11 protein-coding genes are annotated in these 12,405 nt (G+C 71.3%); 4 read left to right on the forward strand and 7 right to left on the reverse strand.

Features of this window, described 5'->3' with window-relative positions:
• Positions 1–79 precede the first annotated feature (79 nt).
• The gene (locus tag Raf01_RS13700; RefSeq protein WP_203918224.1) at positions 80–877 is read right to left on the reverse strand and encodes a 3-hydroxybutyrate dehydrogenase; all 798 of its coding nucleotides are present in this window, start codon (positions 875–877) and stop codon (positions 80–82) included.
• 305 nt (positions 878–1,182) lie between these two features.
• Between Raf01_RS13700 and Raf01_RS13705 the strand changes: the two genes are divergently transcribed.
• Genes Raf01_RS13705 through Raf01_RS13720 form a run of 4 tightly spaced genes read left to right on the forward strand, consistent with a single transcriptional unit; the run spans position 1,183 to position 6,190 of the window.
• On the forward strand, positions 1,183–2,841 hold the full coding sequence (locus tag Raf01_RS13705) for an NAD(P)/FAD-dependent oxidoreductase (protein WP_203918225.1): 1,659 nt from the start codon (positions 1,183–1,185) through the stop codon (positions 2,839–2,841).
• A gap of 30 nt (positions 2,842–2,871) precedes the next feature.
• Entirely contained in the window at positions 2,872–4,308 is a 1,437-nt protein-coding gene (locus Raf01_RS13710; protein ID WP_203918226.1) for an ATP-binding protein, read from the forward strand.
• A gap of 47 nt (positions 4,309–4,355) precedes the next feature.
• Positions 4,356–5,936, forward strand: a complete 1,581-nt coding sequence (locus Raf01_RS13715; RefSeq protein ID WP_203918227.1) for a Na+/H+ antiporter — start codon at positions 4,356–4,358, stop codon at positions 5,934–5,936.
• Positions 5,933–6,190 carry a UBP-type zinc finger domain-containing protein gene (locus Raf01_RS13720; protein ID WP_203918228.1) on the forward strand — a complete coding sequence of 86 codons (258 nt, stop codon included), beginning with the start codon at positions 5,933–5,935 and terminating at the stop codon, positions 6,188–6,190. Before Raf01_RS13715 ends, Raf01_RS13720 begins: the two co-directional genes overlap by 4 nt.
• Before the next feature lie 15 nt (positions 6,191–6,205).
• Here Raf01_RS13720 and Raf01_RS13725 read toward each other — a convergent pair whose 3' ends face one another.
• From Raf01_RS13725 to Raf01_RS13750, 6 genes are all read right to left on the reverse strand, one after another.
• Complete coding sequence (locus Raf01_RS13725) at positions 6,206–7,810, reverse strand: flavin monoamine oxidase family protein (protein WP_203918229.1); 1,605 nt, start codon at positions 7,808–7,810, stop codon at positions 6,206–6,208.
• A gap of 243 nt (positions 7,811–8,053) precedes the next feature.
• Positions 8,054–8,203 (reverse strand): hypothetical protein, encoded by a 150-nt coding sequence (locus Raf01_RS13730; protein WP_203918230.1) that lies wholly within the window; start codon positions 8,201–8,203, stop codon positions 8,054–8,056.
• A gap of 130 nt (positions 8,204–8,333) precedes the next feature.
• Complete coding sequence (locus tag Raf01_RS13735; RefSeq protein ID WP_203918231.1) at positions 8,334–9,215, reverse strand: LLM class flavin-dependent oxidoreductase; 882 nt, start codon at positions 9,213–9,215, stop codon at positions 8,334–8,336.
• Positions 9,216–9,239: 24 nt separating this feature from the next.
• Positions 9,240–10,100 (reverse strand): sterol desaturase family protein, encoded by an 861-nt coding sequence (locus Raf01_RS13740; RefSeq protein ID WP_203918232.1) that lies wholly within the window; start codon positions 10,098–10,100, stop codon positions 9,240–9,242.
• Between the two features lie 259 nt (positions 10,101–10,359).
• Positions 10,360–11,529 (reverse strand): glycoside hydrolase family 12 protein, encoded by a 1,170-nt coding sequence (locus Raf01_RS13745; RefSeq protein WP_203918233.1) that lies wholly within the window; start codon positions 11,527–11,529, stop codon positions 10,360–10,362.
• A gap of 350 nt (positions 11,530–11,879) precedes the next feature.
• Positions 11,880–12,332, reverse strand: coding sequence for a MaoC family dehydratase (locus Raf01_RS13750; RefSeq protein WP_203918234.1), 453 nt, complete (start codon positions 12,330–12,332; stop codon positions 11,880–11,882).
• Between the last annotated feature and the right edge of the window lie 73 nt (positions 12,333–12,405).

The following is a 12,405-nucleotide window of genomic DNA, read 5'->3' on the forward strand; positions in this document are numbered from 1 at the left end:
GGCCGACCGGGCGCGACGGGCCGGCCGGACTCGCCGGGGTCGGCGAGCCGGTCCGGGGACCGGTCCAGGGATGTCATCGTCAGCTCGCGGTCCAACCGCCGTCCAGCGAGAGGGACGCGCCGGTGATGAATCCGGCGACCGGGGAGCAAAGGTATGCCACCAGCTCCGCGACCTCGGCCGGCTCGATCAGCCGCTTCATCGCCGACCGGGTCAGCAGGATCTTCTCCACCACCTCGGCCTCCTCGATCCCGTGCGTCGCGGCCTGGTCGGCGATCTGTCCCTCGACCAGCGGGGTGCGCACGTAGCCCGGGTTGATGCAGTTGGCGGTCACCCCGTGCGGGGCGCCTTCCAGCGCGACGACCTTGGACAGGCCCTCCAGCCCGTGCTTGGCGGCCACGTACGCGACCTTGAACGGGGACGCGCGCAGCCCGTGGACCGACGAGATGTTCACCACCCGGCCCCAGCCCCGCGCGTACATGTGCGGAAGGGCGCGGCGTACCAGCCGGAACGGCGCCTCGACCATGACCCGCTGGATGTACGCGAAACGGTCGGCGGGGAAGTCGGGCAGGGCGGCCACGTGCTGGAGCCCGGCGTTGTTGACCAGGACGTCGCACCCGCCGTCGAGCCCGTCCACCGCGTCCGGGTCGGACAGGTCGACCACGATCGCGGTCCCGCCGATCTCGTCCGCGACCTGCCGCGCGGCCACGGCGTCCACGTCCACCACCACCAACCGGGCTCCGGCGTGGGCCAGGCGTACGGCGCAGGCGCGGCCGATGCCGCTGCCGGCGCCGGTGACCAGTGCGGTCCGGCCGGTCAGGTCGAGGCGGACCACCTCGGTGACCGGATCGGTCGCGGTCGTGGGCGGCGTGATCGTCATGCGGTGAACCTACGAGCCTCCCGGGGCCGGGGACATAGGCGTCGGACACATAGTCTTGCCGGAACCCATGTGTTCGCCACCCGTCGCCCGTTTTGTCGGGCTGGGGCGCTGGTTTCGCCGAGCCGGACGGCGCTGCGGCGGCATCACGGACGACCCGCGACAGCGGCCGTGCACGGCGCCCGTCCCGCGCGTGAATGGCTCATCGCCCACTCGGCAGGTTACTGTTGTGCTGGCCGAATTCATGATCAACATGGCATGTTGAGGTCGCCCGTATCGCCCCGCCCGGAAGGTGCTGATCCGACGCCATGACGAACCCGGCGATCCTGACCGTCGATGACGATCCCGCCGTGTCCCGCGCGGTCGCCCGTGACGTCCGCCGCCGCTACGGCGACCGGTACCGGGTGGTGCGCGCCGGGTCCGGACCCGACGCCCTGGACGCGCTTCGCGAGATCAAGCTGCGCGGCGAACAGGTCGCGGTGATGCTGGCCGACTACCGGATGCCGCAGATGAACGGGATCGAGTTCCTCGAAGAGGCGATGGACCTGTTCCCGCGTGCCCGGCGGGTGCTGCTGACCGCGTACGCGGACACTGACGCCGCCATCGACGCCATCAACCTGGTCGACCTCGACCACTACCTGCTCAAGCCGTGGGACCCGCCGGAGGAGAAGCTGTACCCGGTGGTCGACACCCTGCTGGACGCGTGGATCGCCACCCCGGACCCGTCGATCACCGAGACCCGGGTGGTGGGGCACCGCTGGTCGGCGCCGTCGTTCGCGGTACGCGACTTCCTCGCCCGCAACCTCGTGCCGTACCGGTGGCTGCTCGCCGACGAGCCGGAGGGTGGGCGCCTGCTCAAGGCGGCCGGCCTGACCCCGGACGACGTACCGGTCGTCGTGTTGCCCGACGGAAAGCCGCTGGTCGCGCCGAGCGAGGCCGAGCTGGCCGCGCAGGTCGGCCTGACCACCACCCCGACCTCCGACTTCTACGACCTGGTCGTGATCGGTGCCGGTCCGGCCGGGCTGGGTGCGTCGGTGTACGGCGCGTCCGAGGGCCTGCGCACAGTGCTGGTCGAGCAGCGGGCCACCGGCGGCCAGGCGGGCCAGAGCAGCCGGATCGAGAACTACCTCGGCTTCCCGGACGGCGTCTCGGGGGCGCAGCTGACCGAGCGCGCCCGCCGGCAGGCGTTGAAGTTCGGCGCCGAGCTGCTGTCCGCCCGCGAGGTGGTGGGGCTGGAGGCGGCCGGGCCGACCCGGCTGCTGAAGTTCGCCGACGGCACGTCGATCGCCGCGCACTCCGTGGTCCTGGCCACCGGGGTGTCGTACCGGCTGCTCGAGGCGCCCGGCATCGCGGACCTGACGGGCCGCGGCATCTACTACGGCTCGGCGTCCACCGAGGCGCCGAGCTGCGCGGGCGAGGAGGTCTACATCGTCGGCGGCGCGAACTCGGCCGGCCAGGCCGCGGTCTACTTCTCCCGGTACGCGAGCCGGGTGCACATCCTCATCCGCTCCGGCGACCTGGGCCGCTCGATGTCCCGCTACCTGATCGACCAGATCGAGGGGATCGACACCATCGAGGTGCACCCGCACACCGAGGTGATGGCCGCGCAGGGGGACGGGCACCTGGAACGGCTGGTCCTGTGCGACGGGCGTTCCGGCCAGACCCGGACGGCGGACGCCGCCGCGCTGTTCATCTTCATCGGCGCCCAGCCGCGCACGGACTGGCTCGGCGACGCGGTCGCCCGAGACTCGCGCGGCTTCGTGGTCACCGGCGCCGACCTCGTACGCGACGGGCAGCGGCCGACCGGCTGGACGCTGCCCCGCGACCCGTACCACCTGGAGTCCAGCCTGCCGGGCGTGTTCGCGGCCGGCGACGTCCGGGCGGACAGCCTCAAGCGGGTCGCGTCCGCCGTCGGCGAGGGCGCCGCGGCGGTGGCGCTGGTGCACCGGTACCTGGCCGGACAGTAGGAGAGCCGGACAGACAGACAGGAGAGCGACATGGCTGAGGACGGCGACCGGCTCACCCCGGATGAGCTGCGTACCCTGTTTCTGTTCGAGCGCCTGGACGACGAGCAGCTCGACCTGCTCGCGGACAAGGGACGGGTGGTGAACCGGGCGGCCGGCACCCCGGTCTACGTCGAGGGCGAGCCGGCGACCTGCTTCTTCGTGCTGCTGCACGGCACCATCGCGCTGATCCGGCGGATCCACGGCGACGACGTCGAGGTCAGCCGCACCGAGCAGCGGGGCGTGTACGGCGGCGCCACCCAGGCGTTCATGACCAGCATCGACCAGGTGTACGCGCACGGCATGCGCGCCATCACCGACGTCGAGATGCTCGAGCTGCCGGCCGAGACCATCGCGCACGCCGTTCGGGAGTGGTTCCCGATGGCGCTGCACCTGCTGGAGGGCCTGTTCTTCGGCATGCGCAACCAGCAGACCGTGATCGGGGAGCGGGAGCGCCTGCTGGCCCTGGGCTCGCTGTCGGCCGGGCTGACCCACGAGCTGAACAATCCCGCCGCCGCGGCGGTGCGCGCCACCTCGGTGCTGCGCGACCGGGTGGCCGGGATGCGGCACAAGCTCGCGATGATCGCGGACGGCCGGCTCGACGGAAGCCGGCTGCACGAACTGGTCGAGTTCCAGGACGCCGCGGTGAAGCGGGCCGCGATCGCGCCGCCCCGCTCGCCGCTGGACACCGCCGATGCCGAGGACGAGCTGGGGGACTGGCTCGACGAGCACGGCATCACCGGCGGCTGGGACATCGCCCCGACGCTCGTCGCGGGCGGCATCGACGCCGAGTGGCTGGACAAGGTCGCCTCGGCGGTCGGCGACGACAACCTGGACCCGGCGGTGCGCTGGTTGACCTACACCATCGACACCGAGTTGCTGATGGGCGAGATCGACGACTCGGTCACCCGCATCTCCGGGCTGGTCGCCGCCGCCAAGCAGTACTCCCAACTGGACCGCACGCCGTTCCAGACGGTCAACGTGCACGACCTGCTCAACGCGACGCTCACCATGCTGCACGGGAAGATCCCGGAGGGGGTGCGGCTGGTCAAGGAGTACGACCCGGACCTGCCGCAGATCCCGGCGTACGCGGCCGAGCTGAACCAGGTGTGGACCAACCTCATCGACAACGCGCTGTCGGCGATGGCCGGCACCGGCACGCTGACCGTCCGCACCACCTGCGAGGGCGACCGGATCATCGTCGAGATCGGCGACACCGGACCGGGCATCCCGCCCGAGGTGCGCCCCCGCATCTTCGAGCCGTTCTTCACCACCAAGCCGGTCGGCGAGGGCACCGGGCTGGGGCTGGACATCTCGTACCGGATCGTGGTCAAAAAGCACCACGGCGACATCCGCGTCGAGTCGAGTCCGGGCGACACCCGGTTCCGGGTGATCCTGCCGATCGAGCCCAGCTCCCAGCCGTCGCCGTGAGCGGGCCCCAGTCGTGAGCGGACCCCAGTCGTGAGCGGGCCCCGGTCGTGACCAACCTGCTGACCGTCGTCGGACTGGTCACCGTCGTGGTGGCCGTGTCCGCCCTGGCCCGCCGGTTCGGCATGCTCTCGCCGATCCTCCTGCTGCTGACCGGCATCGTGCTGTCGTTCGTACCCGGCGTGCCGCGCGTCGACCTGGATCCGCACCTCGTGCTGACCTGGATCCTGCCGCCGCTGCTGTACGTCGCGGCGGTCAACACCTCGGTACCCGCCTTCCGGTTCAACCTGCGGCCGATCCTGCTGCTGGCCGTCGGGCTGGTGGTGTTCACCGCGCTGGGCGTCGGGTACGCGCTGCACCTGGTACTGCCGGCGGTGCCGCTGGCCGCCACGGTGGCGCTGGGGGCGGTGGTCGCACCGCCGGACGCGGTCTCGGCCAGCGCGATCGCCCGGCGGGTCCGCCTGCCCCGCCGCCATGTCGCGATCCTGGAGGGCGAGAGCCTGATCAATGACGCGACCGCGCTGCTCATCTTCGGCGTGGCCACCTCGGCCGCCACCGGTCGCGCGGTCAGCGCGGGGGAGATCACGGGCAACGCCCTGCTCGCCTCCCTGGGCGGAGTGGCGGTCGGGGCGCTGGGCGCGGTCGTCTTCGGCGCACTGCACCGGCGGATCAGCGATCCGTTGCTGGACAACGCGGTCTCACTGATCGTGCCGTTCGTCGTGTACGCCACCGGGACGTCGATCCACGCCTCCGGCGTCGTCGCGGTCGTGGTCACCGGCCTGGCGCTCGGGCACCGGTACCCGGTGCTGATGTCGGCCGCCTCCCGCCTCCAGATGGAGGCGTTCTGGCGGATGGTCAGCTTCCTGCTCGAAGGCGCGGTGTTCGTGCTGGTGGGCCTGCAACTGCGGAGCACCCTGGAGCAGTTGCGCACCCCGGTGGGTACGGTCGTGCTGGCGGCCGTGGTCGTCGTGCTGACGGTGATCGTGGCGCGGTTCGTCTGGATGTACCCGGCCACCTACCTGACCCGGCTGGTACCGAAGCTCCGGGAGCGCGGCGTCGCGCCTCGGCCGAACGTGCCGACCCTGCTGGCCTGGGCCGGCATGCGTGGCGTGGTCACCCTGGCCACCGCGCTGGCGCTGCCGGCGACCCTGGCGCACGGCGCCGCGTACCCCCGGGGCCTGTTCGTCTTCCTGGCGTTCGCCACCATCGTGGCCACCCTCCTGCTGCAGGGCCTGACGCTGCCCGCGGTGGCCCGGATGCTGCGCATCGAGCCGGACGACCCGAAGGACGACGCGCTCGCCGAGGCGGCCGTGCAGACCTCGGCGAGCCGGGCCGCCCGGGAGCGGCTGGAGAAGGAGATCGCCGGGCAGGAGGACGAGCTGCCCGCCGACGTCGTCGAACGGCTCCGCGACAAGATCGACGTGCGGGCCAACCGGGCCTGGGAGCGGCTGGGCAGCCGGCGGAGGGAGACCCCGACCGAGGCGTACACCCGGCTGCGCGCCGCGATGCTGGAAGCGGAGCGGGGAGTGTTCCGGCAGGCGCGCGACGAGGGCAAGATACCCGAGGAGGTGCTGCGCGAGGCGCAGCGCGACATGGACCTGGAGGAATCGTTGCTGGAGCGCAGGCCATGAGCTGTCAACATCTGGGCGAGGCGGTCGAGCCGGCGGAGCCGGCCGCCGCGGAGTGCGCCGGCTGCCGTGCCGAGGGGCGTACCGACTGGGTACACCTGCGGCTGTGCCTGGCCTGCGGGTACGTGGGGTGCTGCGATTCGTCGCCGCGCCGGCACGCGACCGCGCACTACACCGCCACGACCCACCCCGTGATGCGCTCGTACGAGAAGGGCGAATCGTGGCGGTGGTGCTACGTCGACGAGACGCTCGGCTGATCCGCCCCGGGCGGCTCAGCCGGCCATGACGCGCTGGTGCAGCGCGCTGACCGTGGCCCGGGCGGACACGAACGCGCCGTGCTGCCAGGCGACCGCGTGGGACAGCCAGTCACCGGCGAAGTACACCCGGCCGGCCGGTTGGAGCAGCAGCTGGTATCCCGGGCCGGTGTACGGCGGCGACGTCCAGCCGCCCTCCAAATACGGGGTGCGGTGCCAGGCCATGGAAAACGAGGTGGCCAGTTCCGTGCGGTACTTGCTGCCATGGATCTTCTCGCCCTGGGCGATCGCCCGGGCCTCGCGGTCGGCCGGTGACAGGGCGCTGTAGACGTTCGCCGCGCTGCCGGTGTTGTAGTACCCAACGATCAGGCCGCGTTCGCCGAGGTGACCGTAGGACGGGTACCAGATGTGCTGGAGGTCCAGGTCGGTCTCGGTGATCCCACCGAAGATCTTGTAGTCGGTCTCCCACCAGCGGCTGCGGTACTCCAGCCCGATCTTCCCCACCGGGGTCGCGGGGAAGCTGGCCAGCGACGCGGTCACGTCCGCGCCGAGGTTGTGCGGAATGCGCGCCGTCAGGTGCGGTGGCATCGCCGCGACGCAGTAGTCGGCGGTGATCTGCTTCGACCGGCCCTGCTGGGTGTAGCTCACCCGCACTCCGGAGGGGCCGTCCACGATCCCGGTGACCGCCGCGCCCAACCGGACGCGGTGGGCGCCGATCGCCCGGGTCAGCGCCTGCGGGATCTGGTCCATCCCGCCGATCGGCTGGAACATCAGCATCGCCTGGTCGTAGCCGAACTCGAAGGAGAAGTACCGGCCGACGTTGCTGGCGAACACGTCCGTCAGCGACGGAGGCGGCCCGAGGATCGTGCCGGCGTCGGTACCCGCGCCCGGGTCGGTGACGAACCCGCGGTGCTCGGTGCCGGTGTAGGCGTAGCCGGACGCCTTGCCGCCGATCGCGCCGAAGCCGCTCAGGAACGACAGCAGCCGGCTCTTGTCGTCCGCGCTCAGTGCGCTGTCCAGGGCACCCTGGTCGGTAGCCTTGGCCAGCAGTTCGGACACGTACCCGTAGACGTCCGCCTTCCCGGTGCGGTACCTGACCGCGTTGCCCGGCGTCATGCCGGCCGACTCGTTGTAGATGAAGGCGCTGGCGTTCTGGTTGGTGAACACCTCGACCGGCACGCCGAGTTCACGGCAGTAGTCCAGGGTCACCATCCACTGCGCGATCCGGGCCGGCCCGGCATTCAGGTAGACGCCGTCGGAGAACTTCGCCTTCTGGGTGTGCCCGTCCAGGTCGGTCTGCTCGGTGCCGCCCCGTACGGTGAAGTTGCGCCCACCGGTACGCCCGCGCGCCTCCAGGATCGTGCAGTCGTAGCCGGCCTTGCCCAGTTCGTACGCGGTGGTCAGGCCGGCGATCCCGCCACCCAGGATGACCACCTTCTGGGGCTTGCGGCCGGTCAGCGAGAAGTCGGACGGGCGGGGTGCCCGGAACGCGGGTGCCGCCTGGGCGGCGGTGGGTGCGAGGCCGAGCGCGCCCATCGTGGCGAACAGCGCGCCGGCTCCGCCGGTGACGCCCACGGACCTCAGGAAACTGCGCCGGGTGACCTGTGGCGGTACTGGATTCATCGACCCTCCTGATCGGCGACAACGGGGACCGTCGTTGATGCCGATCATGAAAGGAGGTTATTAACGTCGATGACGTTGATCGTTGCGGTCGCGTTGCCAAGTCCGCACGACGGGCGGGAGCCCGGCTCCGCTTGGCTGGGCACGCGTAGCGCGGACTGGGCACGCATGGCGCGGACTGGGGCACGCACAGCGCGGACCGGGCACGCGTAGCGCCAGCCGGGCCCTATCGCGCGGCGGGATCTGCTAGAACCGGCGGCGGAGCCAGGTCACTCCGCCGGTGATCAGGAACAGCAGCAGGCCGACGACGAACAGCCAGATCGCGCCCTTGATGGCCAGGCCGATGACGGCGATGGCCGCGAACAGCACGAGCAGCATGATCAGGCAACCGAGCATGCCCGGGCTGTACCCGGCGGCACGGCGGGTAACCGGCGCGCCGGTGGATGTCCGGTGCGCCGAGGGGTGTCCGGCGCGCCACTGGGTGTCCGCGCCGCTCGCCCGCGCCGGCCTGGCCGCGACCCGCGGGTCAGCTCTGCCGGAGGCTGGGCAACACCTCGGTGGCCACCGCGTCCAGGACCGCCTCGTCGCCGGCGTACCAGCCCTCCGGCCTCGGCCAGTGGGTGATCACGTCGGTGAAGCCGGCCGCCCTGGCCTTCTCCACCGCGTCGGTGAACGCCCCGACGCTGGACAGCGAGAACACCGGTGCCGCGTCCAGCGACAGGTACCGGTCGACGGTGGCGGGATCCCGGCCGGCGGCGGCGCACGCGTCATCGAACCGGCGTACCCGCTCGCCGACGCCGCGCCACCAGGTGGCGAGGTCGTCCTCACCGCCGCCGGTGGTCACCCAGCCCTGCCCGAACCGGGCGGCGAGCCGCATGGACCGCGGACCGTTGGCGGCCACCACGAACGGCACCCGGGGCGACTGGACGCAGCCCGGGGTGCTGCGGGCGTCGACCGCCGTGTAGTACCGGCCACCCCAGGTCACCCGGTCGCCGGTCAGCATCCGGTCCAGCAGGTCCACGAACTCGGCGAACCGGTCGACCCGCTCCCGGTCGGTCATCGGCGGGAGCCCGATGACACCCGCGTCGAACCCCGCGCCCCCGGCGCCCAGGCCGAGGACGGCCCGGCCGGCGCTGATGTCGTCGAGCGCGGTCACCTCGCGGGTGAAGTGCACCGGGTGGCGGAAGTTGGCCGAGGCGACCAGGGTGCCCAGCCGGATCCGGGAGGTCACCGTGGCGGCCGCGGTCAGCGTGGGTACGGCGTCGAACCACGGCCCGTCGACCAGGTTCCGCCAGCCGAGGTGGTCGTACGTCCAGGCGTGGTCGAACCCGTACTCCTCCGCGCGCTGCCATCGGCGGGCGGCTTGTGACCAGGGCAGATCGGGCAGGATGACGATACCGACGCGCATGATCCCGACGCTATCAACCACGGCTCACGCCGCCGGGGCCAGGGCCGTCCGGGCGCTCTGCACGGTCGCCGACGACCAGGCCGGCGTGCGGAACAGGATGCCCAGCCGGGCCCGTACACCGTGGACCGCCCGCAGGTCCCGGGCGATCGCCGCATACTCGTGGAACGCCACCCGGACCGGGTTGTAGGTGTCGATGTTCTTCGTCAGCCCGTACACCACCGGTTCGACCTCGGGTTCGAAGGTGCGGAACAGCCGGTCCCACACGATGAACACGCCGGCGTAGTTCTTGTCCAGGTACTGCGGGTTGGTCGCGTGGTGCACCCGGTGGTGTGACGGCGTGTTCAGCACCCACTCGATGGGCCGGGGGAGCTTGTCGATGCGCTCGGTGTGGATCCAGAACTGGTACAGCAGGTTGGCGCCGATGCTCGCGAAGATCATGGCCGGTGGGAAGCCGAGCAGCACCATCGGCAGCTCCAGCGGCATGGTGCCGATACCGGTCCAGCTCTGCCGCAGCGCGGTCGACAGGTTGTACCGGCGGCTGGAGTGGTGGTTGACGTGGCTCGCCCAGAGGATCCGGACCCGGTGGTCGGCCCGGTGCTGCCAGTAGTAGGTGAGGTCGGCGAGGACGAACAGCGCGGCCCAGCTCCACCAGGAGGGCGCGACCCGCAGCGGCGTCAGGTGGTACGCGAAGAGGTAGGTGGTCAGCGTGAGCGCGCCCCAGCCGAGGCCGGCGAGCACACTGCCCAGGCCCATGGCGAGGCTGGTGGCGGTGTCGCGCATCGCGTACCCCTGCTCGCCCTCATCGGGAAGCAGCCGGAAGGAGACCGCCTCGACGGCCATGAGGACCACGTACGCGGGGATGGCGAGGGTGGTGATGTCGACCATAACGGCACGCTACCGACCGGTAGCCTGAGTGTCACCGGGCCGGCGGTGCCATTTACCGACCTGTCGCATTGCCGTCGGCGCCGGCTCTGTGTTCGCCGGCCGTGTGCGCTGGCTGAGTGCGCTGGCTGAGTTCGCCGGTGGGCCTGCCCGGCGAGTGCCGGACGCTCCGGCGGCCCGGTGCCGGGACCGCCGGAGCGTCGAGCTCCGGGCTGACGGGAATGTGCCCGGAGCGTCGGCACCGTCCACAAGGGACGGTGACTCAGCCGGTGGCGCAGGCTGAGCCGTTGAGAGTGAACGAGGTCGGGGAGGCGTCGCTTCCCGTCCAGGTGCCCTGCATGCCGAACGACGTGCTGCCACCCGGTGGGATGGCCGCGTTGTACGCGAGGTTGGTCGCCGTCACCGCCGCGCCGCTCTGGCTGACCGTGGCGTTCCACCCGTTGGTGATGCGCTGGTCGCCCGGGAAGGTGAAACCGAGCCGCCAGCCGTTCACGGCCGCGCTGCCGGTGTTGGCGACGGTGACGTTCGCGGTGAAGCCGCCCTGCCACTGCTGGACCGCGTAGCTGACCCGGCAGGCCGAGCCTCCGCCGCCACCGCTCGTGGGAGTCGGGGTCGGCGAGGCGGTGCGGGTCGGCGTGGGCGAGGGCGTCGGGTTGCCGCCGCCGCCTCCGACGCTGTAGGTGAAGTTGTCGACGGCCAGGCCGGTGCCGTTGACCCACGGTTCGAAGCCGGCCTGAACGCTGGTCATGTACCACGACCTTTGCCCGTAGCCGCGGTTCACGATGTCGTTCCAGAAACTGGACACGTTGAAGCTGATCGAGTTGGTCGCGGACTGGCGGACGTAGGAGATCACGTTCCAGCCGCTGTTGCCGTACCACACGTCCCAGGTGCCGCCGGCCAGGCTGACGGTGGCGACCCGGGAGCCCACCGGTTGGACCGAGCCGGTGTGGTTGAGCCACACCATCAGTTCGGCGCCGGTGTTCTGCCCGTCGGTGCGCGCGGTCGGGTCGAACCAGATGTCGTACGAGGCGTCGTAGACGCTGCCGTTGTTCGGGTAGGTCATCGACACGCTGGTCGCGATCGAGTTGAACTGTGAGTTGCTGACCGCCATGGGCAGCCCGCTGCCGGTCGAGCAGTTGGCGTAGTGGCAGCCGGCGTACACCGACGGGTACGCGCCGGGGGCACCGTTCTGTGCCTTGTTGTGACTGGCCGAGGCGACGCTGAAACCGGTGCCGGTGACGTTGATGCACTGGGTCGTCGTGTCACCCCAGTTGTTGTTCTGGACGACATACTTGCCGCCCTGGATCGTCGTCGAGCCGTACTGGGTGCAGATCTGGGTGTCGGCGTGGGCGACGGTGGCGGCGCTCACCGCGACCAGCGCGGCGCCGGCACCGACCGCGGCGGCGACGAGAATCGCGCGCAGACGTGCCATGTTCCTCCTTCGGTGCGGACCAGGGGTGTGGTACGCGGACGGTGGGTTGCCCGAAATTGGGAGCGCTCCCACGATTGAGCAATACCGGGGATTCTCGACATTAATTTTATTGATGTCAATACCTGAATGCTCGGGGGTCTGCCCGGGCAGGGACGCGTGGTGCGGTCAGACTCCGCTCACGGGTCGTTGCGGGGGCCTGTGCTCGCCTCCGCCACAGATCGGCTCCGGCTGCGCTCAGGCTGAGCTGCGGGGGCCTGTGCTCGCCTCCGCCACGGTTCGGCTCCGGCTGCGCTCAGGCTGAGCTGCGGGGGCCTGTGCTCGCCTCCGCCACAGATCGGCTCCGGCTGCGCTCAGGCGTAGAAGCGGGCGATGGTCTCGGCCACGCAGCAAGGCTTCTCGCCACCCTCGCGCTCCACCGTGACGAGCGCGACCGTGTGCACGGCGTCGCCGGCCTGGCCGGCGGAGACCAGTTCGATGCCGGCGCGGATCGAGCTGCCCACCGGTACCGGGGCCGGGAACCGTACCTTGCCCAACCCGTAGTTCACCGCCATCCGGGCACTCTCCACCCGGTAGACCTCGGCGGCGAACGACGGCAGCAGCGACAGCACGAAGTACCCGTGCGCGATCGTGGTGCCGTACGGTCCGGCCGCGGCCCGCTCGGGATCGATGTGAATCCATTGCAGGTCGCCGGTGACCTCAGCGAACGCGGTCACCCGCTCCTGCTCGACGGTGCGCCACGGGCTGTAGCCGAGGTGGGTGCCGGCGGCGTCGAGCAGTTCGTCGGGGCTCGCGAAGATTCTCATGCGCCCGATGCTATCGGCGCCCGGCCCGGCCCGCCGCACGCCCGACTGGCCGGGCGCCTGGCACCCGGCCCGC

The organism is Rugosimonospora africana, from assembly GCF_016862975.1.
Lineage (GTDB): Bacteria > Actinomycetota > Actinomycetes > Mycobacteriales > Micromonosporaceae > Rugosimonospora > Rugosimonospora africana.